This is a genomic window from Nocardia citri (assembly GCF_054065835.1).
This window is the reverse complement of sequence record NZ_JBSUQM010000005.1, coordinates 96,195-119,205: the sequence shown is the minus strand read 5'-3', so window position 1 is coordinate 119,205 and position 23,011 is coordinate 96,195. Positions and strand designations below refer to the sequence as shown.

Below are 23,011 nucleotides of genomic sequence, written 5' to 3'. Positions count from 1 at the left end.
ATACGGTGATGGAAGGCAAGTCCACCGGACCCGGCCAGTCCCAGGTCACGGAAACATTGTCTCAACTGCGGCTTCGTGAGTTGCTGGGCGAAGTCCAAGACCGGATCACCCAGATCGCCGGGGTCCGGGACCAGATGGACCGCCTGATCGAGGCGATGCTGGTCGTCACCGCCGGACTGGACCTGGACAACACACTGCGCTCGATCGTGCACACCGCCATCGAGTTGGTCGACGCCGAATACGGTGCGCTCGGCGTGCGCGAAACCGACAAGTTGAGCATCCAGCTCGCCGAATTCGTCTACGAGGGCATCGACGACCGGACCCGGGTCATGATAGGCGATCTGCCGCGCGGTCACGGTGTACTCGGCCTGCTCTTCGAACAGCCGAAACCGCTCAGGCTGGCGGACCTTTCGAATCATCCCTCATCGGTCGGCTTCCCCGCCCACCACCCGCCGATGCACACCTTCCTCGGCGTACCGGTGAAGGTGCGCGACGAGATCTTCGGCAACCTGTACCTGACCGAGAAGGCCGGTGGTCAGGAATTCACCGAGGACGACGAGGTCGTGGTACAGGCGCTGGCCGCCGCGGCCGGTATCGCCATCGCCAATGCCCGCCTCTACGAGCAGTCCCGGATCCGCCAGCAATGGCTGGAAGCCAATCGCGATGTGGCCACCGAACTGCTCGCAGGCGGCGAACCGGGCACCGCACTCGAACTGGTCGCCGACCGGGCGTTGACGCTCACGCACTCGGCGTGCACCTTCCTGGCACTGCCCGAGGACCCGGATACCCCGACCGAGGATGTCACCGAGCTGGTGGTGGTCGCCGCTGCGGGCATCGGGGCCGAGAAGCTCATCGGCGAGCGCATTCCGATGAGCGCAGCGCATACCGGCGAAGCGTTCCGGTACGGCCGGGTCGACACGGTCGACGAATTGAACTTCACGCCGAGCTTCGACGTCCCGTCGAAATTCGGTCCGGCGCTGATCCTGCCGCTGCGGGCCGAGGATTCGGTCATCGGCATGCTCGCCACCGTCCAGCCGGCCGGTGCGCAGCCGTTGGACGAGGCCGGGCAGTCGATGATGGCCGCCTTCTCCGATCAGGCCGCGCTGGCCTTGCAGCAGGCGACCACCCAGCGGCGGATGCGGGAACTCGACGTGCTCTCCGACCGCGACCGGATCGCGCGTGACCTGCACGACCATGTGATCCAGCGCTTATTCGCGGTCGGTCTCTCCCTGCAGGGCACCGCCCAGCGGGCCCGCGCCCCCGAGCTGAAAGCCCGGCTCACCGAGACCATTCACGACATCCAGTCGATCGTGCAGGAAATCCGGCATTCGATCTTCGATCTGCACAGCCCCACCACCGCGGACGCCCCGACGCTGCGCAAGCGGCTGCACGGCATCGTCGCGGATATGGTCGGAGAAAGCGGGCTGCGCACCACGATTCGGCTGGCCGGACCGCTCACGGTGCTGGCGCCGCCGCTGTCGGAGGATGTCGAGGCCGTGCTGCGCGAGGCGGTGAGCAATGCGGTACGGCACGCGTCGGCGACGACGGTATCGGTCCATCTCCGGGTGCGCGACGACGTCATGATCGAGGTGACCGACGACGGCGTCGGCCTGCCCGACGATGTCGCGCGACTGAGCGGACTCGCGAACCTTGCGACGCGCGCCGAACAGGCGGGCGGCAGTTTCCGCGTGGTGAAGGGTCCGGACGGCGGTACGGTGCTGCGCTGGTCCGCACCACTGCCCTAGCCTGATCCGCGGCCACGATGCTCCGCGCCCACGCACGCCTCGGCGCTCATGCACGTCACGGTGCTCGAACGGCGATGCCAGATCACGACCGCCTCGACAAGCAGGCCGGGATGTCAGCTACGCGGAGTACTTATAGAAGCCTTCTCCGGTGGCGATGCCGAGTTTGCCCTTGTCGATGTAGTTGGTCCGGAGCCAGGCGGCGAGCCGCTGTCCGTCTTCATCGCCGCTGTTGACCAGGATGTTGTAGGGGGTGGTCAGGCCGATGATGTCGAGCATCTGGAATGGGCCGACCGGTGCGCCCGTGCCGATCCGCCAGGTCTTGTCGACTGCCTCGGGTTCGGCGAATCCGCCCGCGCCGAGCGTCATGGCCGCATTGAGCAGTGGCACGAGAAGCGAATTGAGGACGTAGCCCGCCTTCTCCTTGTGCAGTTCGATCGGTTCCATACCGATTGCGGCGGCGAATTCGACGATCGCCTGGAACACCTGTGGATCGGTCTCGGGTGTGCCCATCACCTCGGCGGTGTTGTACCGCCACACCAGATTGGCGAAGTGCAGCGCGAGGAATTTGTCGGGGCGGCCGGTGTAGTCCTTCATATCGCTGGGCAGCAGAGTGGACGAATTGGTGGCGAAGATCGTCTTCTCCGGTGCGAGTTCGCCGAGCTGTCGGTAGGTCTGCTCCTTGATGGTGCGTACCTCCGGTACCGCCTCGATCACGAGGTCGGCATCCTGCACGGCCGCGGCCAGATCGCAGGTCAGGACGATGCCCGCCTCGGTCTGTTCCGCCTTGCCGTCACCAGCGCCCGGAACTTCGTTGCGAAAGGTTGTCGCGAGCTTGGCCAAACGGTCGCGGGCACCGGCGATGGCCAGGTCGCTGATGTCGTATGCGGTGACATCGAATCCGTGGAATGCGGTCTGGAATGCGATCTGCGATCCCAGTACCCCGGTTCCGAGAACGGTCACCTTGCGGATGGTCATTGCAATCTCCTTCTTCGCGGTGCACAGTCCGCCCGCGATGTCATCGGTGTCGTCGGGGCGGCGAAGAATCCGGCGACGATTTGCGTGATCTGGTCATGCGGGTCGGCGACGGCATCGCCACCGGGATGTGCGCCGGTGCGGGTCCGGGCCAGGATCGGATGCGGTGCCCCGAAGACGCTGCGAATGGCCGGCAAAGCCGGTTTTTCCAGCTGATTCGAATCGCGGCCGCGTTCCTGCGCGGCCGCGGCGAGCCGCTCGGCGATCATCACGCTGGTAGGCCACCGCATTTTCTTCGGCCAGTGGATTCCGCTCCCGTGATCTCGACTCGATGCGAAAGGCCCGGTGTCCGTTGGGACATGGTGCCTCGTCGTTTGTCCGCCCATAGCGTAATGCCCGGCCGGATCGGTGGCCGCAGCCGTAGCCTCCGCCTATGACCGAGCTGCACTCGATCCAGGGCGGACGCGACGACCGACCTCGGCACACCGAGGAACCGCTGTGGCGTGAGGTACTCGGTGAACGGTTACGCGCGCTGCGGCGGGAGCACCGTGAGACGCTCGTCGAAACCGCCGGTCGAGCGGGTATTTCGCCGCAGTATCTGTCCGAGGTGGAGCGCGGTCGCAAAGAACCGTCGAGCGAGATGATCGCGGCACTGGCCGGTGCGCTCGGCACCACCCTGTTCGGTCTCGCCGAGCAGGTAGCCGACGAATTGCGCGCCCATCGTCGGCGCACCTTCGCCCGGCAGTCCGCGCCGCGGGCGAGTGCCCCGCCCAACCTCATGGCGCGCGCGGCCTGATCAGACCGCGCGGGCACCCAGCACGTTGTCGACCAGTCCGTAGTCGACAGCCGCCGGTGCCGTGAAGACGCGATCGCGGTCGGTGTCGTGGCGCAGCCGTTCAGCCGGTTGCCCGGTGTGCCGCGACAGGATCGACTCGATTTCGGCGCGCATTCGCACCAATTCGTCGGCCTGCAGGATCAGATCGGGAATCGCACCCTGACCGCGAGCGGCAGGCTGATGCAGGACCACCCTGGCGTGCGGCAGTAGCGAGCGGCGACCGGGCTCGCCACCGGCCAGCAGCACCGCGCCGACCGCGATGGCCTGGCCGACACAGGTCGTCGCCACCGGCGCCTTGATGAATTGCATGGTGTCGTACACCGCGAGCATGGCGGAAAGATCGCCGCCCTCGCAGTTGATGTACAGGCTGATCTCCTGCTCCGGACTCTCCGACTCCAGGTGCAACAGCTGTGCGATGAGCGCATTGGCGACGCCGGAATCGATCGCAGTGCCGAGGTAGACGATCCGCTCGGCGAGTAGGTGCGAGTAGATATCAGTGATCCGCTCGCCGCCTCGCGCATGCTGAGCGATCACAGTGGGAATGGTGTAGGTCATGCCGAAATCCCGATCCGCTGGCGCTGGGGCACGATCTGCCCGAACGCCTCGACGATGTGGTCGATGAAGCCGTACTCCTCGGCCTGCGTCGCACTGAACCATCGGTCGTGCAGTGAGTCCTCGTAGATGCGGTCGTACGGCTGGCCGGTATCGCCCGCGATAATGCCGAGCACTGTCTCCACGGTGTAGCGCAGGTCATCGGCCTGCACCTCGATATCGACGGCACTGCCGCCGATGCCGGCGGAGCCCTGATGCATCAGCACCCTGGCGTGGGGCAAGGCGAAACGCCTTCCCTTCGTACCCGCCGACAGCAGGAATTGCCCTGCGCTGCAAGCCAATCCGAGCGCCAGGGTGGACACCTCACAGGGCACCAGCCGCATCACATCGCGAATAGCGAGCATGGCCGGAACCGAACCGCCCGGGGAGTGGATCCACAATGAGATTCCGGCATCGGCATCCTCGGCCGCCAAAGTGAGCAGCTGGGTCATCAGCAGCGTGCCGTTATCGTCGTCGAGTGGACCGTCCAGCACCAGAATCCGCCTGCTGAGCAGCTGCTCCCTGGCGCGCCAACTGAACAACGGTGTCTTGTCATCGTGAGCCATGACTCCACCGTGCCCGGCACCTACCGGAAAAATCTCGCCACGCTGCCCTCAGCAGATCTGCTCACAGCAGCGTTGTCAGTCGTGCGAATGCGCGTGGATGCGCGCCTGCACTTCGGGACGCCGCAGCGGCGGCACGCTCTTCGGCGGCACCTTCCGCTCCGGCAGTTGTTCGAGCAACCGCATGGTCGCGGCCGCGATATCGGCGACAGCGGCGTCGACCGCGGGGCGCGTGGCCGCGGAAATGCTGGACAACCCGCCGACCTTGCGGACGTACTGCAACGCCGCCGCGTGCACTTCTTCCGGGGTGGCCGTGGGCTCGAGCCCACGCAGAGCGGTGATATTTCGGCACATAAGCCGAGGTTATCTCGGGTCGGCTCGGGTTTTGAGAGGTCACCCGTCAGGCCGGCGGCGGACCGCGTAGAACAGAGCCGACCAGGCGAACCAGCGCCCGAATCCCCAGCCACCGCGCACTTTCGGTGCCGTTTGCGGCCAGCGATGCCGGGTAGTTGCCGAATATGGTCGGACGTGAGCGATTGGCACCATGGTGGGTCGAGGCACCGACAGCGGCGCTGACCGGTGTGGTGCGCACCGGGGTAACGACGGCACTCGGATTGGGCGCACAGCTCGTCGAAGCGCCGCTGCGCGCGGCGCATGCCGTGGCCGATGCCGCCACGTCGGTGGTCGATACCGCCGCGGCCGGGGTCGACGAATTCGCGCCCTTACCGGAGAGCCCGCTGGGTGAGGAACTGCTCGACCTGGTCGATCCGCATGAGCGTAGAGCCAACCGTCGGGTAGCGCTGCGCGACGGCAAGGCGACGATCGAGGTGCGCGCACTGAGCTCCGAGCGCGGCGCGGCCCTGGCGCGGACATTGGACGAGCGGCTCGACACGTTGCGCGGGGTGCGGTGGTCGCGGGTCAATGCGGTGACCGGTCGGGTGGTCGCCATGCTGCGCGATGGCGCGGACGGACTGCCGGAACTGCTCGAGGCCATCGAGGGAATCGAGGCCGACAACAATGTCGCAGAAGTGGACTGGAGCCGCACCGTCGAATATCCCGAGGACCGGGAACCGTTGCTGGCGGCGGGAATTCAGGTGGCGAGTGAGGTATTCGCCATCGCGGTGGCCACGGTCGGCGCGCGGCTGCCGTTCGGCGGGCCGGTGCGCGCGGTGCGGGCGGCGGCCGGCTTCGTCGATACCCAACCGCGACTGCGCGCGATGCTCGAATCGCGGTTGGGACGGTCCCGCGCCGATATGGCCCTCACAGTCGTCATGGCGATGGGGACGGCATTCGGCGAGGACGCCACCGACGGAATTACGACTCTGCTGGCCGATATGGCGCAGCGCACCTTTCTCCTCGGCGAGGCCATCGCCCAGCGCTGGGAGTGGCGCAGCTGGGAGTCGGACTTGGTGTGCCGCGAACAGCCCGACGTGACCGAACCCCTGCCGCCCTACACCCGCCCCACCGACCTGCCCCGCGGCCCGATCGAGCGCGTCGCCGACGAATTGGCGGCCGGATCGCTGGTCGGCACCGCGGCATTCCTCGGACTCGGCCGCTTGGGCAATGCCGCCGATACCCTTGGACTCGGCGCGCCGAAGGCCGCGCGGGCCTGCCGCGAGGCCTATGCCGCCACCGTCAACGCGGTCCTCGCGCGGGCGGGGGTGCTGACCTTGCATCGGGGTGCGTGGCGCCGCTTGGACCGGTTGACCACCCTGGTGATCGACGGCGAAGCGCTGCTTACCTCACGTCGGCTGGTGCTCGACGTGGAGTCGGCCGATGACGAATGGTCGGCGGGGAAGGTCTGGAGTACCGCGCAACGATTGCTGTGGTCGTCGGAGTCCGACGAGGAGACTACGGACCGGAAAGCCGCGGCTGAGGGGGACGAGGCGGACGGCACCGAGTCACTGCGGCTGGTGCATCCGAAGACCGCGACTCCTGATCGCGGTGCCACCGTTCGTCCGGTCTGGCGCGAACTGCGCGACGGTGACCGCACGGTCGGGCGTGTGTTGCTCGGGCGCGAGCTCGATGCGAGTGCGCACGATGTGATGACCGCAGCGCGACGCGCCGGGCTACGAGTGGTTCTCGTCGCACATGAGGATGCGTACGAATTGCGTTCGCTCGCTGATGATTTCGTCGCCGCGACGACATCGATGAGCACCCTGGTCGAGCGCCTGCAGCAGGGCGGCCAGGTTGTCGCCGTACTGAGCCCCTGTGCCCATAATGCGTTGGCCCGGGCCGATGTGGCGCTCGGATTGTTCAGTGCCGAGCACTGCGAACCGCCGTGGGCCGCCGACGCCATTTGTCGCGAGCTGGGGCAGGTGCAACGCGTCCTCGCGACCGTCGCGCCCGCGCGACAGGTCAGCGAACGCGGCCGCACGCTGGCTCTTTCGGCGTGTGCGCTCGGCGGGCTGCTGCTCGCGGTCACCCCGAGCAGCAAAGCCCGAATCACACCGATGGTCGCCGCCCAGTTGACCGCGCTGATATCCGGGGCGCGCAACGGCATTCGAGCCGCGACATCCGCACCGCCCGCTACTGTCGCACCCCTATTGCCTTGGCATGCACTGGAATCCGACGAGGTACTCAGCCGCCTACCGCGACCCCCGTCGCTCGACGAGCGCGCGATCCCGGACCGAGCCGAACAGAGCGTGATCACCAGAACTCTCGCACCGATGACGTCGTTCGCCCGCCATCTACGGCGTGAGCTGGATGATCCGCTGACCCCGATCCTCAGCGTCGGTGCCGTCGCCACCGCCATACTCGGCGAGCCCTCCGATGCGATACTTCTCGCCTCCGTGCTCGCGGTGAACGCGGTGATATCGGCCGCTCAGCGCCAGCGCGCCGAGAGCGAATTGCAAGACCTGCTCGAAGGCGAACAACTCGCGGGCCGCCTGGTCGACCGCGATGCGATCAGCGAATCCGACCCGGCCGAAAAGTCCGTGCCGGCGTACGCTCTCGCCATCGGTGACGTCCTGGCCGTCGGCGCGGGTGACGTGGTTCCCGCCGATGCGCGACTGCTGCGCGTGGACGAACTGGAAATGGACGAGTCCGGTCTGACCGGCGAATCGGTGACGGTCGAGAAGAATCTCGCCGCCACACCCGGCGCGGCACTCGGCGAACGCACCTGCATGATCTTCGCGGGCAGCACCGTGGTGAACGGGGCGGGTCTGGCCGTCGTGGTCGCGGTGGGTCCCGACACCCAGGCCGGTCGCGCGACCGCGGGCGCGGTGCCGCCGGATAAGGGCGGCGTGCAGGCCCAACTGCGGCAGCTCACCGATCGCGCCCTGCCGCTCACCTTGTCGGGTGGTGGCCTGGTCACCGTACTGGGCGGACTGCGCGGCCGGATGCTGCGCGCCGCGATCGCCGACGGCGTCGCGGTCGCGGTGGCCGCGGTTCCGGAGGGATTGCCCCTGGTCGCCACGGTGGCGCAGCTGGCGGCCGCACGGCGACTGTCGCGCTACGGTGTGCTGGTCCGCGCCAGCCGCACCGTCGAGGCGCTCGGCCGCGTCGACACCCTGTGCTTCGACAAGACCGGCACCCTCACCGAGGGACGGCTGCGGCTGACGATGCTGGCCGACCTGGACCATCAGTGGTCACCCGATGACGACTCCGACGATGCGCGCCGGCTGCTGCGCGCCGCCGCACGCGCCTGCCCGGATCCGAACGGCGGACCGGTACTGCACGCCACCGACCGCGCGGTGCTGGACGCCGCGGAAATCCTCGGCGACGATGCGCACCGATGGGATCCGATCGACGAGGTCCCGTTCGAATCCAATCGGAGCTATGCCGCGGTGCTCGGCCAGACAGCACACAAACTGCGCCTGATCGTCAAGGGTGCACCAGAGGTGGTGCTCCCCCGTTGTACCAAAGCGCCTACCGCGAAGCAGTTCTCGAAAGACGTGCGCAAGCATGCGCAGGAGGTCATCGATGACCTCGCCGAACAGGGCCTGCGCGTACTCGTCGTGGCCCACCGCGAACTCCGCGACGAGCCCGATGATGTCGAAGGCGCCGTCGACGAACTCACGCTGCTCGGCTTCCTCGGCATCGCCGATACCCCGCGACCACAGACACTGCCGCTGGTAACGGCCTTGCAGGACAACGATATCGGCGTACGCATGATCACCGGCGACCATCCGGTCACGGCGGCGGCGGTGGCCCGCCAACTCGGCATCGCCGTGGATACCGTCACCACCGGTGCCGATCTGGATCGACTCGACGATGCCGCGCAGGCGAAGCTCATCGAGCGCAGCACCGTCTTCGCCAGGGTCGATCCGGAACAGAAGGTGCGGATCGTGGCCGCGCTGCGCCGCAACGGACATGTGGTCGGTATGACCGGTGACGGCAGCAATGACGCCGCCGCCATCCGCAGCGCGGATATCGGAATCGGTTTGGCCGCACGCGGATCCGCGGCCGCCCGCAATGCGGCGGATCTGGTGCTCACTGATCCGGATCCGCTGGCACTGCTGCACGCGCTGGTGGAGGGGCGTGGCATGTGGCAACGCATCACCGATGCGGTGGGCGTGCTGGTCGGCGGGAATGCCGGGGAGATCGCATTCACCATCTACGGAACCGTGGTCGGCGGACAAGCACCCCTGGGCACCAGGCAATTCCTGTTGGTGAACATGCTCACCGATATGTTTCCCGCACTGGCGCTGGCCCTGGCACCGGATCGCGACAGCCCGGCCCCGCACGATGCGGAGCACGGTGCTGAGCAGCGCGCGCGACAATTGGCCGAAATTCCGCCTGCCCGGCTGGGTCCCGATCTCACCCGCACGATCGCGGTGCGCGGCATCGCCACGGCGGCGGGTGCGTGCACGGCGTGGACGCTCGGCCGTTACACCGGAACCCAGCGGCGCGCGGCCACCATCGGATTGGTCGCGCTCATCGGTACCCAGCTCGGACAGACACTCGTCTCCGGCCACCGCAGTCCCCTGGTCTGGGTGACGACGGCGGCCAGCGGTCTGGTGCTCGGTGCGGTGGTCATGGTTCCGGGACTATCCGCCTATTTCGGTTGCACACCATTGGGTCCCGTCGGCTGGACCATCGCCACCACATCCGCCGCCGCGGCCACCGCGGGCTCGACCGTCCTGCCGCGGCTCATGCCCGGCGCGCCCGAAAACTGACCTTCCGCAGGGCCACTGGCTCACTACAGCCAGCCGGTGGCAACCAGTCCGGCAACGGCTGCCGCGCCGAAGACCAGCCAGGCGGCATAGTCGCCCACATGTCCGCTGTGCAGTCGATGTAATGCGCTCACCGCCACGGTAATCGGGCGCGTCGGGGGTCTTCCGCGGGCGCGCAATGTGCCGAAGTGCAGCGTGGCGAAGGCCATGAGCACGGCCAAGACTGTCGACAGCAGACCGAGCGCCACCCCTGCCACGGTCCACTCGATACGCGGGGCCGCACCGGCGTGGCCGGTCGTGATACCGATCAGCGCCGCCGCCCGGTAGGCCTGCGGGTCGACGAACGTCACGGCGGCAGGACCGATGGCACCGGCCAACCCGGTTGGTAGCCCCAGCAACAGCGACACCAGCAACAAGGCCAGCACCGCACCCAACATCGTGATCGGTGTCCGGTTACCGGGCGCGGCGACGTCGGGCACCTCGTGTTCGCCCGTGGTCTCCTCGGGATCGAGCTTGTGGTCGGGCACCGCGCCGACACCGAAACACACGCGCAGTCCCGCGCGCAATGCCGCGCCGCCGGTCAACGCCGATACGATGATCACCAGCGCTACCAGGAAAATGGACGCGCCGGATTCCTCGAGCAATGCCTTGCCGAGCCCGACACCGAATGGCGGCAGCCCGGCCAATATCAACGCCGACAGCACAAACAGCACACCGATGGTCCGCTGACCACGTGCCCGGCCGTGCAAGCTGAACTCGTCCACACTGCGATATCTGGACAGCAACACACCGGTCAGCAAGAACAGCGCACCCTTCACCGCGGCATGTCCACCGAGATACAGCGCCGATGCGGCGATACCGAGCGGCGACAGTGCGGCGAGACCGAGCATGAACAGACCGATGTGCGCGATCGTCGAATACGCGAGCAGCCGCTTGATATGCCGTTGCAGCACACACATCACCGCACCGAGCACGGCGGTAAAGATGCCGAGCACCAACAGCATTCGGCGCACACCCGAAGCCGGAAGCACACCATCGAACACCGTCCAGTACACCCGTGCCAGCCCGTATACACCGAGCGGTGCCATCACGCCCGAGAACAGCACACAGACCGGCGACGGCGCCACGGCGTGCGCATCGGCCAGCCAGAAATGGAATGGCACGGCCGCCGCCTTGACCAACCAGCCGGTGGCGACCAGCACAAATGCGGCCAAGATCAAAGCATCACCGGCTCGCGCTCGGACCGCGATTCCCGACTGCGCCAGGCCGAGTTGCCCGGTCCGCGCGTACAGCAGTCCGATTCCGAACAGACAGAGGTATGCGCCGAGTGAGTTGATCACCCCGAAATTCAGTCCGGCCTGTACGGATTCGGGTTCCTCGATCTTCAGTCCGGTGAGCGCGTAGGCCGCCACACCCATCAACTCGAAGAAGACGAACATGTCGAAAAGGTCACCGGTCAGCGCGAATCCGGTCATACCGGTGGCGAAGAGCAGGACCAGCGCCGGATAGTGCGCATGCAGATTGTCGAAGTAGTGCCAGCCGAACAGCAGCGCGGTGGTGGTGAGCAATGCGATCAGCAAAGCCATCGCGGCACCGAGCCGATCGGCGACCAGTACGATTCCGACGGTCAGTCCCGGTCGCGGCTGCCATCCCCCGGACCAGGATGCCACCGTGCCCGCACCGGTCTCGTACAGCAGCCATCCCGCCAGGACCGTCTCCGCGAGCGCGGTTCCGGTGCCTACCACATCGATCAGCAGCCTGGGCACTATGCGGCCGACGGCGAGCAGCAGACAAGAACCGCCGACCGGCAGCGCGATCAGCAGTGCCGGCAGTGCCTGATCGAGGGGGGCCATCAGCCACGCAACGCGTGCAGTTCGTCGGGTTCGACCGTGCCGTGTCGCTTCGCTATCTGCACGACCAGCGCCAGCAGCAACGCGGTCACCGTTGCGGAAACGACGACGTCGGTCAGCGCCATGGCTTGGACCACCGGATCGACCACGGGCGAACCGGGCGGGTTGACCGAGCCGAAAATCGGTGCGGACGCGCCCTTTTGGTAGCCGATGGCCAAGAGCAGGACATAGGTACCCGATTGTCCGATGGATACGCACACCACCGTGTGCACCAGATGCGTGCTGCGTACCACACCGTAGATGCCGATCAGCAGGAGCCAGCCGGCGATCACATAGGGAAATACGGTCATCGCGACGCTCGCCTCTCCGTAGTCAGATACTCGTCGAGGAACTGCGCGAGCAATACGACGACACCACTGCCGACCGCGAGCCCGACTGCCACACTGAACAGCGGCAGCGTACCGGCCGACAGCAGGCGGCCGAATTGCCCGAGCGGCAGAATGTTCGCCAGATATCCCGCGCCACTGAGGATTCCGGCCAGGCCCAGGGCGACCACGGTGCCCATGCCCACGGCTTCGCCGAACTCGTACCAGACCAGCGGACGCACCCGCCGCAGCGCACGATAATCGCCCGCCACATACAGCAAATGCAGACCGGTGGCCAGCACCACACCACCCTGGAAGCCACCACCCGGCGTCAGATGTCCGTGCACTACCACATCCGCGCCGATCATCAGGGTCACCGGTAGCAGGGCATAGCCCAGAAATCGGGTCGCGTGCATGATGCGACCGACATCTTCGGACCGTCGGTGGTGCCGTTGCTGTTCCGGACGCAGCAGGGTCGCCGCGCCGAGTACCGCCGCCACCAGAATGGCCTCTTCGCCGAAGGTATCGAGGCCGCGCTGATCGAAATTGACCGAGGAGACCGCATTCGGGCTGCGCTGGTTCAGCGACGCGTGGACCGCGGCATCCCGATACGGGTGGTCGGTACCGCCGAACCCGGGCATCCGCAGCAACGCGAGTCCGAGCACTACGACAAGCCCTACCCCGCCGACGAGGAAGACCACCAGCCGAGCACCGTGCTTCACGACCGTCGCCTCCGCTCGACCGCACGCACGGCGAGCAAAACCATCAGCGGCACTACCGCGGTACCCACCGCGACCTGAGATAACGCCACATCCGGCGCACCGAGCACGAGAAAGGCCGGTACCAGCAGCGCGCCGAATACCGCCAGTGATACCGCTTGCCGCTGCGGCCGGGCGGTGAATACCACGACCGTGCCCGCCACCGCGACCAGTCCGAGGGTGATCACGATCAGTGCGCTCATCGCGGGCTCTCGATCCGGCCGTCGGTGCGGGCATTGAGCCTGCCGATGGCGGCGCCCAGTACTGGGGCGGTGAGCGCGAGCAGTAGAAGGGTCACCGCGACGGTCGCCGTGGTCAGGCCCGGCCCCTCGGCGATCAGCACCGCGAGTGCGATGACCGGTCCGGTGACCGAGCTGACGATCGACGAATAGTGCAGTCGCGCATAGACCGAACGCGGCCGGAGTGCGGCCGTCGACGCGGCCACCGCGACCACCGTGCCGATCACGAGCAGCGTTTCGACGAACAAGCTAGTCATCGCGTACCCCCAACAGGCGCGTGAAAACCAGTGTGCCCGCGAAGGACAGCAGCACGAGTACCAGCGGCACGATCAGATAGTCCGGCCTGCCCAGTCCCAGACTCAACAATATCGAGACCACGATCAACAACGAGCCGAGCAGTTGCAGCCCGACGAGCCGATGCGCCGCCGTGCCCCGGCTGGATAGGAGTAGCGCCGGTCCGACCGCACCGACCAGCAGCACACCAGATGCGAGCAGCCAAGGCGCGGTGGACATTTCGATCAGTCCCCGAATATGCGCCGCAGCCGGGTCGGGGGCGTCGCGAGGACGTGCAGCAGCAGACGGTCGGCATCGGCATCGATGACCAGCGAACCGGGCGGCGCCGAGAGCGCAGCGGTGATCAATACCGCGCGCCCCGCACGCCGCCGCGCGTCGGCCTCCGCGTCGAGCTCGTCCTCCTCGAACCGCCCGACCGGCCTGCCGCGCGCGGCGATCATCAGCGCGGCCCAGCTGTCGCGCACTATCGCGCCGGGTAGTGCGGCCATTGCCTGCGCAATCCTATCGGGCCGTCGCCAATTGCCTTGCACCGCGATACGTCCCACCCGCGCCGCACAGGCAGCGGGCCATGCGAGCACGGCCGCCGCGATCAACTCCTGGACGCTGAACGTGGTCAGCGTCGCCAGCCACAACAGAACCAGCACCGCCCACCAGGCTAGAACCTCCGCGGCCGCGCCGGTGCGGGCCCGCCCACTCATCCGCCGTCTTCTCGACGCCAGTCCCGCACCGCGTCACGCATCCGGTCGAATATCGCCAGCGGCGGCCCGGCCAGCAGGTTCGCCAGCGCGGATTCCCCCGCCTTCGGATGCGGCCGGGTCGGTGCTACCGCTTCGGCGGCCCGCACCGAACCCGCCATACGCTCCAATTGCTGCACCGAAAACTGCTGGCGCAGCAGGGGGAATTCCTCGTTCTCCTCGTGCGCGGCATGGTCGATCACCGCATCGGCGAATTCGGCCAGCTTGGTGTCGAAGTCCGGATGAGTTACGCCGAGATCGTAGAGTTCGGCGAGCGCGTGCTTCGCGTGGTTTTCCTCCGCGCGGCGCTGGCCGACCATCTGGTCCACCCCGAAGCGGGCTCGGGCGGCCACGGGATGTACGGCCTCCTCCTCGGCGCTCTCGTGCACCGCGAGCAACCGGACCAATTCCTTGAACAGCTCCGACTTATCGCCCTGGCCGGATTTCAGCTGGGCGAACAGGCTTTTGATCTGCTCATGCTGGGCCATCAGCAGATCGACGACATCCTCGGTCGATGCGGTGGTCATGGCGACCCCCGATGCGGCACGAATTCCTGCGCCTTGGTCTTGGCGCCCTGCAGCATCAGATGCCAGCCGTCCGGATCGCCGCGCATGATCGCCTCCGCGGTGTCCTTCATCTGTTCGAAAGTGGCGTGCGGCGGAATCGGTGGTACCTCCGGATCGCAGCGCACATCGAGCAGTACCGGGCGATCCGCGTTCAGTGCCTGGTGCCATGCGTCGGCGAGGTGCTCCGGATCGTCGATCGCGAGCGAGGGCAGACCCATGCAGCGCGCGAGATCAGCGTAGGAGGTCTCCGGAAGTATCTGCGACTCTTCGAATTTCGGTGCGCCACCCATGGCACGCAACTCCCAGGTGACCTGGTTGAGATCGTTGTTGTGGAAGACGCAGACGACCAGCCGTGGATCACTCCACTGCCGGTAATAGCGTGCGATGGTGAGCAGTTCGGCGAGTCCGTTCATCTGCATGGCACCATCGCCGACCAATGCGATCGCCGGTCGCTCCGGATGCGCGAATTTGGCGCCGATGGCATAGGGCACACCGGGTCCCATCGTTGCCAGCGTGCCCGACAGCGAGCCGCGCGTACCGATGCGGAATCGCAGGCAGCGGGCATACCAGTTGGTGGATGAGCCGGAGTCCGCGGTGACGATCGCATTATCCGGCAGCTGTTTCGACAGCTCCCAAACCACGCGCATCGGGTTGACCGGCTTGGCCTGCAGCATCGCTTGCCGCTCGACGGTCTCCCACCAGCGGAGCACATTCTGCTCGATCGTGTCCCGCCAGGATCGATCCGTCTTACGGTGTAGCAGCGGAATGAGTTCGGCCAGTGTGGCTTTCGCGTCACCAACCAGATTCACCTCGGTCGGATAGCGCATGCCGATCATGGTGCCGTCGATATCTATCTGCACCGCGCGTGCCTGACCGAACTCGGGCATGAACTGGGTGTACGGAAAATTCGAACCGACGATGACCAGCGTGTCGCAGTCGCGCATCATGTCATAGCTCGCTCTGCTGCCGAGCAACCCGATCGGCCCGGTGACGAAGGGCAGATCGTCGGGCAGCACATCCTTGCCGAGCAGTGCCTTCGCCACGCCCGCACCGGTGATTTCGGCGAGTTCCACCACCTCGCGTGCGGCCGAGCGGGCGCCTTGACCGACGAGCACCGCGACCTTCGATCCGGCGTCGATGATCTCGGCGGCGCATTCGATCTCGGTGTATGGCGCGATCACCGTCGCCGTCACCGGATGCGGTGGGCTGGACGGAACCTGCTTGAACTCGTGTTCGGGTGGCTCATAGGGCTCTTCCTGCAGATCGGCGGGAATGATCACCGCGGTGGGCGCATGCCGGGTCATCGCCGCACGGAACGCTCGGTCCAGCGCATTGGGCAACTGGCTCGAGACATTGACCTCGACCAGATAGTCGCTGGCGACATCTTTGAACAGACTCTGCAGATCGACTTCCTGCTGATAGCTGCCACCCATGGCGCTGCGCGCGGTCTGACCGACGATCGCGACGACCGGAACATGGTCGAGTTTGGCGTCGTAGAGACCGTTGAGCAGATGGATCGCACCGGGTCCCGAGGTGGCGGTGCAGACGCCGACCTTACCGCTGAATTTGGCGAATCCCGTGGCTTCGAAGGCCGCCATTTCCTCGTGCCTGGCCTGTACGAATCGCGGTTTGTTATCGGCACGACCGAAGGCGGCGACCAGTCCGTTGATGCCGTCGCCGGGGTATCCGAAGACTTGGTTTACGCCCCACTCCCGTAGTCGCTGTAGGACGTAATCACCAACCTGTTGTTTCATGAGGATCTCCTGTTGATATCCGGGTTGGTCAGACCGGTGATACCCAGCGAATCGGTGGGCAATCAGGGGTGTGCCGCGCCCCGGAGCGGGTAGCCGCACTGTGCCGAGACAGGAGGGATGCAGAAATGATTGATCTCCCGCTGACACGACTCGCGGACGAACTCACCCGGCAGGTCGACGGGGAAGTGCGGTTCGATCCGGGATCCCGGGCCACATACTCCACCGACGCCTCGAACTACCGCGCGGTGCCGCTCGGTGTGGTGCTGCCGCGCACACCCGAGGACGCGGCCGCGGCCATCGCGGTGTGCCGCGAGCACGATATGCCGGTGCTCTCGCGCGGCGGCGGCACCAGCCTGGCCGGCCAATGCTGCAATGCGGCCGTGGTGCTGGATTGGACCAAGTACTGCGATCGGCTGATCTCGGTCGATACGGCGGCACGCACCGCGATTGTGGAGCCGGGCATCGCACTGGATCCGCTGAACGCGCAGCTGGCGCAGTACGACTTGATGGTCGGCCCGAAACCCGCGACCCATGTCAGCTGCACGATCGGCGGGATGATCGGCAACAACTCCTGCGGCTCCACGGCGCAGGCGTACGGGAAGATGGTCGATTCGGTACGGCGGCTGGAAATCCTGACCTACGACGGACTGCGGGGTTGGGTCGGAGCGGATTCCTCGGACGGGTTCACGGATCTGATGGAGGGCCTGCGGCGGATCCGCGATCAGTACGCGACCGATATCCGCGCGCACTATCCTGATATTCCGCGCCGGGTATCGGGCTACAACCTTGATTCCCTGCTGCCAGAACACGGCTTCGATCTCGCGAAACTACTCGTCGGCAGCGAGAGCACACTGGTGACGGTGCTGCGCGCCGAAATCGAGCTGGTGCAACGCCCGAAAGCGGTGGCGCTGACAGTACTCGGCTATCCCGATATCTACGATGCCGCCGATGCGGTGCCGATCGTATTGCAGCACAACCCGATAGCGCTGGAAGGCGTGGACCAGCGGCTGGTCGAGCTGGAACATCTCGAACATTTGGCCGGCGGTGCCATCGCACAGCTGCCAGACGGAAACGGTTGGCTGATGGCCCAATTCGAGGGTGCCGACCAGGACGAAGCCGACCGTCGGGCACAGGCGATGGTCGAGGAAGTAACCAGGCAAACCGGTGCGACCTCGACGACGATCGATGATCCCGCCCGGGAGGCAGAGATCTGGACGGCCAGGGAAGCGGGCCTGGGCGCCACCGCGTTTCCGCCCGGCAGTCCGCAAACCCACGAGGGTTGGGAGGATGCCGCGGTGCCGCCGGACCGGCTCGGTGACTACCTGCGCGATTTCGAAAGTCTGCTCGGCGATTTCGGCTACCAGTCGTCCGCGCTGTACGGGCATTTCGGGCACGGCTGCGTACACACCCGCATACCGTTCGATCTTCGCAGCGCGGAAGGCATTTCGAAGTACCGCGGCTTCGCCGAGCAGAGCGCCCAGCTGGTTACCCGATACGGCGGATCGCTGTCCGGTGAGCACGGCGACGGCCAGTCGCGCGGCGAACTGCTGCCGGTCATGTTCGGCGAGCGGGTCGTCGAGGCATTCGGTGCGGTCAAACATCTCTTCGATCCGCGCAACCGGATGAATCCCGGCAAGGTCGTCCACCCGCGACCACTGGATCAGGATCTGCGCCAAGGAGCGGGCTATCGGCCGTGGGAACCGGTGACCCACTTCGCCTTCCCGGAGGACGACCATCGGTTCAGCGTGGCCGCCGCCCGCTGTGTCGGCGTCGCCAAGTGTCGCGGTCACGAGAGCGGTGTGATGTGCCCGAGCTACCGGGCGACCGGAGAGGAGGAACACTCCACCCGCGGCCGCGCCCGGCTCCTGTTCGAAATGCTGCAGGGCGAGGTGATCACCGATGGCTGGCGCTCCACCGAGGTGCGCGATGCCCTCGATCTGTGTCTGGCCTGCAAAGGCTGTCGCAGTGACTGTCCGGTCGATGTCGATATGGCCACCTACAAGGCCGAATTCCTAGCTCACCACTACGAATACCGGATCCGGCCGATGGCGCATTATTCGATGGGCTGGATCCCGCTGTGGGCCCGGCTCGCCACCGCCGTGTCCGCGCCGGCCAATGCACTGGCGCAGGGCCGGGGCACGGGTCGGCTGCTCAAACGTCTCGGTGGCGTCGACCCGCGTCGCGACCTACCGCGATTCGCCCGCGAGCGCTTCACCGAAAAGTTCGCCCGCCGCACACCGGACGCGCGCGGGCATCGCGGCCGAGTGCTGCTGTGGCCCGACACCTTCACCAACAACCTCGCCCCGGAAATAGCCGAAGCCGCGGTGACCGTGCTGGAAGCCGCCGGATTCGAGATCGAAATACCGAGGCGCACAGTCTGTTGCGGACTGACCTGGATCTCCACCGGCCAACTGGCCACCGCGAAACGCGTATTGCGCCGCACCCTGCGTCAGCTCGAACCCCAATTGCGCTCGAGCACCCCCATCGTCGTACTCGAACCCAGTTGCGCCGCCGTCTTCCGCTCCGATCTGCCCGAACTGCTCCCCGGTGACGAAGACGCCCGCCGCCTGGCGAATCAGGTCCGCACCCTCGGTGAATTCCTCACCGAGCGGGCCGACGACTGGGAACCGCCGCGCATCGTCGGGCACGCCGTGGTCCAACCGCACTGCCACCAGCACGCCATCTTGCACTACGAGGCGGACCAAAGGCTGTTGGGCGCGACCGGACTCGATGTCGAGGTACTCGACGCCGGATGCTGCGGCCTGGCAGGTAATTTCGGCTTCGAACGCGGCCACTACGACGTCTCGGTGGCCTGCGCCGAAGATAAACTGATGCCGGCGATCCGCAACCGAGAGCCCGAAACCCTGGTCCTTGCAGACGGTTTCAGCTGTCGCACGCAAATCGAACATTTGGATCCGCCAACCCGAGCCCGGCATGCGGCACAAGTCCTCGCCGAGGCGATCCGCAGCGGCAGCTGATTCAGTCGGTGTCGAACAGTCGATCGACGGGCGTGAGTTGGGCGATGGTGTTGGAGATCTGAGCGACAAGTGCCCAGGGGCGATCGGCATCGGTGGTGGCCTTACCACTGGTCAGGATCGCGCCGGAGAGACCGCGGGTGGGGTCGGCCCAGCCGTATTGGGTTGTCAGGCCGCTGCGGCCGAAGTGGGACTGGGTGTTTCGCCCGAACTTCGAGCGCCGAGCGCCGAGTTCGAAGCCCGCGCGGCTCACGCGTCCGGCCAGGCCGGGAATACGGGGCGCAGGACGGATCGCCTCGCGGAGGGTGTCCGGCTCGATGATCCGGACGCCGTCGAGTTCGCCACCGCGGGTGAGGATTTCGTAGAAGCGAGACAGTTCGTGCGCGGTGGTGACGATATTGCCCGACGGCAATTCGGCGGTCAGGAAATCCCGATTCGCGGCTCTGGCGGTCGCCCCGTCTATCCGGCCGCCGAGCGCCTTGCGCGTCAGCAGCATCGACATCCGCGACGGTGGCGGACCGGTCTTCACGCTCGGCACGACCTTGTCGACATCCTCCGGCCGGATCCCGAAGTTGTTCCAGCGGAAACCCAATGGTTCGAGTACCTGTTCGGCCAGATGCTCGCGCATCCGCTTCCCGGTGGCCCGCCGCACCAGCAGCCGTTGGATCAAACCGCTGGTCAACGCGTGATATACCCGGAAGCGACCGGGCCGCCAACTCGGCACCAGATCGGCCAACCCCTGCACGGCCAATTCCTCGTCGAGCACCAAATCGACGCCCTGGTACGGCGGCGTAATGAACGGCACACCCGCCGAATGCGACAGCACATCGCCGATGGTGATGGTGTCCTTGCCGTGCGCCGCGAACTCCGGAATGTATTTGCACACCGGATCATCCAACTGGAATGCCCGCTGTTCGATCAGCATGAACATCAGCGTCGCGGAGACGCCCTTGGCTGTGGAGAATCCGCAGAACAACGTCTCCGGCGTCGCGAGCACCCGCTCGGCATTCGGACCGTCGCTCGGCGCATTCCCCCAGCCGTGCCCGATCGCCCGGTTCAGCACGATGTGCCCATGGCGCCGCAGACAGATTTGAATCGCGGGCGTCGTTCCCATCCGGTACCACGCCTGCACCGACGCCCACAGCGCCGCGACGTCCCCGGTCTTCACCCCGGCCGCCGCCGGATCGTCCTCGTGACCGACCGTCGTCACCGCGTCCAGATCATCGGCGACGGTCACCAGCGTGCCAGGTATCACCTTCACCCAGCCAGCATATCCACGCTGCTGTCCCCCGATCGCCCCCAACGCTCCTGGCTGGTTTGGCGATGCGAGCCGGGGTACTCGGCGAGCAGGAGGTGTGACATGCCGATGGAATGGAGCAATAAGCAGGAACGGCAGTACGAGCACATCAAGGATTCAGCACAGGCTCGCGGCGAGAGCCAAAAGCGGGCGAAGGAAATCGCCGCGCGCACGGTGAACAAGAATCGCGCCCAATCCGGGCAGTCGAAGACCGCCAGCCGCTCCTCGGTACGGGACAAGTCGCCACAGCAGCGCGGTGGGCAGCGGTCGGGCCGCAGCGGTCCCAAGGGCCCCACTCGCGACCAGCTGTACAACGAAGCCAAGCAGCGCAATATCAAGGGCCGCTCGAAGATGAACAAGGGGCAGCTCGAGCGGGCGCTGGGTAGGGACTGAGGCGGATATGGTCGTGCCGGGCGCCGCGGAATACGTGTCTGCGAGCGGCGCGGGGAACTCGTATCGACGCCGGATTATGCGGTCATCGCGACCGTGCACCCGTCGTCGGTATTGCGCGCTCCCGGTCGTGACGAGGCCTACGCCGGATTCGTCACGGATGTGAAAAGGTTGCGAACGGTGTGCGGTGGTATCCAACCGAGGTGACGGCCGAAGAGATCACCCGGCCGCATGTCCTGCGCGAATACGCATTCCTCGCGGACGGCGAGCGCGGTGTGCTGGTCGGTCCGCACGGAGATTTCGCCTGGATGTGCGCACCGCGGTGGCACAGCGACGCGGTATTCGCCGCACTGGTCGGCGGGGACGGCGTGTATTCGGTGACACCGTCCAGGCGATACGTGTGGGGCGGGTATTACCAGACGGGCACGTTGATATGGAATTCGCACTGGCTGGTCGGCTCGTCGGTGGTCGAATGCCGAGAGGCACTGGCCTTTCCGGGGGATCCGCATCGGGCTGTTGTGCTACGCCGGATCGTCGCGGTGCAGGGCGATGCCGAGGTCGATGTGGCGCTGCGGCCCGCCGGGCAATTCGGCGAGACGAAGGCACGAGACCTGCACCGCACCGCCGATGGGTGGTGGCTCGCACGGGTCGGCGACCTCGCACTCCGGTGGACTGGTGGCGCATCGGCGTCGGTCTGTGACGACCGCGGCTGGGCCGCTCGGATAACGCTGCGACATGGCGAGGTTCATGATCTCGTGCTCGAATTGTCCGATACCGCGCTGCCCGACGAACCTCCCGATCCTAATACGGCATGGGCGCAGACCGAATCCGCTTGGCAGCGTGGGGTTCCGAAGCTGGGCCCCTGCGCGGCACCCCGTGATACCGCTCAGGCCTACGCGGTGATGCGCGGTATGACCAGTACCACCAACGGTATGGTCGCCGCGGCCACCACCAGCCTGCCCGAACGCGCGGACCGCGGTGAGAACTACGACTACCGCTACGTATGGATCCGCGACCAGTGTTTCGCCGGTCAGGCAGTGGCCGCCGACGGTCCACATCCTCTGTTGGACAACGCGATACGGTTCGTGGGCGAGCGACTGTTGACCGATGGGCCGGCTGTGCTGCCTGCGTGCACGGTCACCGGCCAACCCATCCCGGACCCGAGCAACCTGGACCTACCCGGCTATCCGGGCGGACGTACCGTGGTCGGCAATCGGGTGCGCGACCAGTCCCAGCTCGATGTATTCGGCGAGGCACTGCTGTTGTTCGCCGCGGGCGCGCGGCACGACCGGCTCACCGAGGACAGCCGCAGGGCGGTTTCGGTGGCGGTCGGCGCGATTGCCGAACGCTGGCGTCGACCGGATGCGGGCATCTGGGAGATCGAAGACCGGCACTGGACGCACTCCCGGCTGACCTGTGTCAGTGGTCTGCGCGCGGTGGCCGCCGTCGCGGCCACGGAAGCCGACCCGGTGTTGTGTACGGCGCTGGCCGACACCATCATGGCCGAAACCGCCCGCACCAGTGTGCATCCCAGCGGCGCGTGGCAGCAGGCGCCGGATGCGGCGGGTGTCGACGCGGCGCTGCTGCTGGCTGCCATTCGTGGCGGCGTACCCGCCGACGATCCGCGCAGCCTCGCCACCTATCGGGCCGTCGAGCGTGAATTGTGCACGGACTACTACGTTTATCGCTACCGCCACGACGAGCAGCCGCTGGAGACGAACGAGGGCGCATTCTTGTTCTGCGGATTCATCATGGCGATCGCGGCCGCCCAACTCGGACACCGGGTTTCGGCGGCACGCTACTTCGAGCGCAATCGCGCGGCGTGCGGTACGCCCGGATTGTTCGCCGAGGAATTCGATGTCCGGCAGCGCCAGCTGCGCGGCAATATGCCGCAGGCCTTTGTGCACGCGATGCTGTTCGAATCCTCGGTCCGGCTCACTCGATTCGGCGACGACCAGGATTAAGG

The 23,011-nt window shown here is 66.6% G+C and carries 21 protein-coding genes; 6 read left to right on the top strand and 15 right to left on the bottom strand.

The window, feature by feature from the left end; translation table 11 throughout:
- Positions 1-8 precede the first annotated feature (8 nt).
- Positions 9-1,745, top strand: coding sequence for a GAF domain-containing protein (locus ACW2Q0_RS10175; protein ID WP_457188552.1), 1,737 nt, complete (start codon positions 9-11; stop codon positions 1,743-1,745).
- A 117-nt stretch (positions 1,746-1,862) separates the two neighbouring features.
- Here the strand turns inward: ACW2Q0_RS10175 and ACW2Q0_RS10170 are convergent, their stop codons facing one another.
- Together ACW2Q0_RS10170 and ACW2Q0_RS10165 are read right to left on the bottom strand one after the other, a co-directional pair.
- The gene (locus ACW2Q0_RS10170) at positions 1,863-2,720 is read right to left on the bottom strand and encodes a 3-hydroxyacyl-CoA dehydrogenase (RefSeq protein ID WP_457188550.1); all 858 of its coding nucleotides are present in this window, start codon (positions 2,718-2,720) and stop codon (positions 1,863-1,865) included.
- Positions 2,717-3,007, bottom strand: coding sequence for a hypothetical protein (locus ACW2Q0_RS10165; RefSeq protein ID WP_457188548.1), 291 nt, complete (start codon positions 3,005-3,007; stop codon positions 2,717-2,719). Before ACW2Q0_RS10165 ends, ACW2Q0_RS10170 begins: the two co-directional genes overlap by 4 nt.
- A 143-nt stretch (positions 3,008-3,150) precedes the next feature.
- Between ACW2Q0_RS10165 and ACW2Q0_RS10160 the strand changes: the two genes are divergently transcribed.
- Positions 3,151-3,513, top strand: coding sequence for a helix-turn-helix domain-containing protein (locus ACW2Q0_RS10160; protein ID WP_457188546.1), 363 nt, complete (start codon positions 3,151-3,153; stop codon positions 3,511-3,513).
- On the opposite strand, the gene ACW2Q0_RS10155 is transcribed toward ACW2Q0_RS10160, so the two are convergent.
- From ACW2Q0_RS10155 to ACW2Q0_RS10145, 3 genes are all read right to left on the bottom strand, one after another.
- Positions 3,514-4,107, bottom strand: a complete 594-nt coding sequence (locus ACW2Q0_RS10155; protein ID WP_457188544.1) for a ClpP family protease — start codon at positions 4,105-4,107, stop codon at positions 3,514-3,516.
- Positions 4,104-4,709 carry a ClpP family protease gene (locus ACW2Q0_RS10150; protein WP_457188542.1) on the bottom strand — a complete coding sequence of 202 codons (606 nt, stop codon included), beginning with the start codon at positions 4,707-4,709 and terminating at the stop codon, positions 4,104-4,106. Before ACW2Q0_RS10150 ends, ACW2Q0_RS10155 begins: the two co-directional genes overlap by 4 nt.
- Positions 4,710-4,784: 75 nt before the next feature.
- Entirely contained in the window at positions 4,785-5,060 is a 276-nt protein-coding gene (locus ACW2Q0_RS10145) for a DUF2277 domain-containing protein (protein WP_457188540.1), read from the bottom strand.
- Positions 5,061-5,224: 164 nt separating this feature from the next.
- Between ACW2Q0_RS10145 and ACW2Q0_RS10140 the strand changes: the two genes are divergently transcribed.
- A complete protein-coding gene (locus ACW2Q0_RS10140) occupies positions 5,225-9,826 on the top strand; it encodes an HAD-IC family P-type ATPase (protein WP_457188538.1) in 4,602 nt (1,533 codons plus the stop codon).
- A 23-nt stretch (positions 9,827-9,849) separates the two neighbouring features.
- On the opposite strand, the gene ACW2Q0_RS10135 is transcribed toward ACW2Q0_RS10140, so the two are convergent.
- Genes ACW2Q0_RS10135 through ACW2Q0_RS10095 form a run of 9 tightly spaced genes read right to left on the bottom strand, consistent with a single transcriptional unit; the run spans position 9,850 to position 16,383 of the window.
- Complete coding sequence (locus ACW2Q0_RS10135) at positions 9,850-11,676, bottom strand: complex I subunit 5 family protein (RefSeq protein WP_457188536.1); 1,827 nt, start codon at positions 11,674-11,676, stop codon at positions 9,850-9,852.
- Positions 11,676-12,023, bottom strand: a complete 348-nt coding sequence (locus ACW2Q0_RS10130; RefSeq protein ID WP_457188534.1) for a sodium:proton antiporter — start codon at positions 12,021-12,023, stop codon at positions 11,676-11,678. The genes ACW2Q0_RS10135 and ACW2Q0_RS10130 overlap by 1 nt, the downstream gene beginning before the upstream one ends.
- Entirely contained in the window at positions 12,020-12,760 is a 741-nt protein-coding gene (locus ACW2Q0_RS10125; protein WP_457188532.1) for an MnhB domain-containing protein, read from the bottom strand. Before ACW2Q0_RS10125 ends, ACW2Q0_RS10130 begins: the two co-directional genes overlap by 4 nt.
- Positions 12,757-12,999 carry a hydrogenase subunit MbhD domain-containing protein gene (locus ACW2Q0_RS10120; RefSeq protein WP_457188530.1) on the bottom strand — a complete coding sequence of 81 codons (243 nt, stop codon included), beginning with the start codon at positions 12,997-12,999 and terminating at the stop codon, positions 12,757-12,759. The genes ACW2Q0_RS10125 and ACW2Q0_RS10120 overlap by 4 nt, the downstream gene beginning before the upstream one ends.
- The gene (locus ACW2Q0_RS10115) at positions 12,996-13,292 is read right to left on the bottom strand and encodes a monovalent cation/H(+) antiporter subunit G (RefSeq protein ID WP_457188528.1); all 297 of its coding nucleotides are present in this window, start codon (positions 13,290-13,292) and stop codon (positions 12,996-12,998) included. The genes ACW2Q0_RS10120 and ACW2Q0_RS10115 overlap by 4 nt, the downstream gene beginning before the upstream one ends.
- Positions 13,285-13,548 carry a monovalent cation/H+ antiporter complex subunit F gene (locus tag ACW2Q0_RS10110; protein ID WP_457188526.1) on the bottom strand — a complete coding sequence of 88 codons (264 nt, stop codon included), beginning with the start codon at positions 13,546-13,548 and terminating at the stop codon, positions 13,285-13,287. Before ACW2Q0_RS10110 ends, ACW2Q0_RS10115 begins: the two co-directional genes overlap by 8 nt.
- A 5-nt stretch (positions 13,549-13,553) precedes the next feature.
- The gene (locus ACW2Q0_RS10105) at positions 13,554-14,027 is read right to left on the bottom strand and encodes a Na+/H+ antiporter subunit E (protein ID WP_457188524.1); all 474 of its coding nucleotides are present in this window, start codon (positions 14,025-14,027) and stop codon (positions 13,554-13,556) included.
- Complete coding sequence (locus tag ACW2Q0_RS10100; protein WP_457188522.1) at positions 14,024-14,590, bottom strand: hemerythrin domain-containing protein; 567 nt, start codon at positions 14,588-14,590, stop codon at positions 14,024-14,026. Before ACW2Q0_RS10100 ends, ACW2Q0_RS10105 begins: the two co-directional genes overlap by 4 nt.
- Positions 14,587-16,383: a thiamine pyrophosphate-requiring protein gene (locus tag ACW2Q0_RS10095; protein ID WP_457188520.1), complete on the bottom strand. Its 1,797-nt coding sequence runs from the start codon at positions 16,381-16,383 to the stop codon at positions 14,587-14,589. Before ACW2Q0_RS10095 ends, ACW2Q0_RS10100 begins: the two co-directional genes overlap by 4 nt.
- Before the next feature lie 125 nt (positions 16,384-16,508).
- On the opposite strand from ACW2Q0_RS10095, the gene ACW2Q0_RS10090 reads away from it, so the two are divergent.
- Entirely contained in the window at positions 16,509-19,361 is a 2,853-nt protein-coding gene (locus ACW2Q0_RS10090) for an FAD-binding and (Fe-S)-binding domain-containing protein (RefSeq protein ID WP_457188518.1), read from the top strand.
- A 1-nt stretch (position 19,362) separates the two neighbouring features.
- Here ACW2Q0_RS10090 and ACW2Q0_RS10085 read toward each other — a convergent pair whose 3' ends face one another.
- Positions 19,363-20,619 (bottom strand): serine hydrolase domain-containing protein, encoded by a 1,257-nt coding sequence (locus ACW2Q0_RS10085; protein ID WP_457188516.1) that lies wholly within the window; start codon positions 20,617-20,619, stop codon positions 19,363-19,365.
- 99 nt (positions 20,620-20,718) lie between these two features.
- Here ACW2Q0_RS10085 and ACW2Q0_RS10080 point away from each other — a divergent pair, with 99 nt between their 5' ends.
- Together ACW2Q0_RS10080 and ACW2Q0_RS10075 are read left to right on the top strand one after the other, a co-directional pair.
- Complete coding sequence (locus ACW2Q0_RS10080) at positions 20,719-21,048, top strand: plasmid stabilization protein (protein ID WP_457188514.1); 330 nt, start codon at positions 20,719-20,721, stop codon at positions 21,046-21,048.
- A 179-nt stretch (positions 21,049-21,227) separates the two neighbouring features.
- Positions 21,228-23,009 carry a glycoside hydrolase family 15 protein gene (locus ACW2Q0_RS10075; protein ID WP_457188512.1) on the top strand — a complete coding sequence of 594 codons (1,782 nt, stop codon included), beginning with the start codon at positions 21,228-21,230 and terminating at the stop codon, positions 23,007-23,009.
- Positions 23,010-23,011 lie beyond the last annotated feature (2 nt).

Excerpts from the sequence above, each read along its gene's own strand:
- ACW2Q0_RS10165 (WP_457188548.1), bottom strand. The coding sequence starts at position 3,007 with ATGCGGTGGCCTACCAGCGTGATGATCGCCGAGCGGCTCGCCGCGGCC.
- ACW2Q0_RS10150 (WP_457188542.1), bottom strand. The coding sequence starts at position 4,709 with ATGGCTCACGATGACAAGACACCGTTGTTCAGTTGGCGCGCCAGGGAG.
- ACW2Q0_RS10170 (WP_457188550.1), bottom strand. The coding sequence starts at position 2,720 with ATGACCATCCGCAAGGTGACCGTTCTCGGAACCGGGGTACTGGGATCG.
- ACW2Q0_RS10135 (WP_457188536.1), bottom strand. The coding sequence starts at position 11,676 with ATGGCCCCCCTCGATCAGGCACTGCCGGCACTGCTGATCGCGCTGCCG.
- ACW2Q0_RS10090 (WP_457188518.1), top strand. The coding sequence starts at position 16,509 with ATGATTGATCTCCCGCTGACACGACTCGCGGACGAACTCACCCGGCAG.
- ACW2Q0_RS10110 (WP_457188526.1), bottom strand. The coding sequence starts at position 13,548 with ATGTCCACCGCGCCTTGGCTGCTCGCATCTGGTGTGCTGCTGGTCGGT.
- ACW2Q0_RS10140 (WP_457188538.1), top strand. The coding sequence starts at position 5,225 with ATGGTCGGACGTGAGCGATTGGCACCATGGTGGGTCGAGGCACCGACA.
- ACW2Q0_RS10080 (WP_457188514.1), top strand. The coding sequence starts at position 20,719 with ATGCCGATGGAATGGAGCAATAAGCAGGAACGGCAGTACGAGCACATC.
- ACW2Q0_RS10100 (WP_457188522.1), bottom strand. The coding sequence starts at position 14,590 with ATGACCACCGCATCGACCGAGGATGTCGTCGATCTGCTGATGGCCCAG.
- ACW2Q0_RS10160 (WP_457188546.1), top strand. The coding sequence starts at position 3,151 with ATGACCGAGCTGCACTCGATCCAGGGCGGACGCGACGACCGACCTCGG.
- ACW2Q0_RS10095 (WP_457188520.1), bottom strand. The coding sequence starts at position 16,383 with ATGAAACAACAGGTTGGTGATTACGTCCTACAGCGACTACGGGAGTGG.
- ACW2Q0_RS10120 (WP_457188530.1), bottom strand. The coding sequence starts at position 12,999 with ATGAGCGCACTGATCGTGATCACCCTCGGACTGGTCGCGGTGGCGGGC.
- ACW2Q0_RS10130 (WP_457188534.1), bottom strand. The coding sequence starts at position 12,023 with ATGACCGTATTTCCCTATGTGATCGCCGGCTGGCTCCTGCTGATCGGC.
- ACW2Q0_RS10175 (WP_457188552.1), top strand. The coding sequence starts at position 9 with ATGGAAGGCAAGTCCACCGGACCCGGCCAGTCCCAGGTCACGGAAACA.
- ACW2Q0_RS10145 (WP_457188540.1), bottom strand. The coding sequence starts at position 5,060 with ATGTGCCGAAATATCACCGCTCTGCGTGGGCTCGAGCCCACGGCCACC.
- ACW2Q0_RS10155 (WP_457188544.1), bottom strand. The coding sequence starts at position 4,107 with ATGACCTACACCATTCCCACTGTGATCGCTCAGCATGCGCGAGGCGGC.
- ACW2Q0_RS10105 (WP_457188524.1), bottom strand. The coding sequence starts at position 14,027 with ATGAGTGGGCGGGCCCGCACCGGCGCGGCCGCGGAGGTTCTAGCCTGG.
- ACW2Q0_RS10115 (WP_457188528.1), bottom strand. The coding sequence starts at position 13,292 with ATGACTAGCTTGTTCGTCGAAACGCTGCTCGTGATCGGCACGGTGGTC.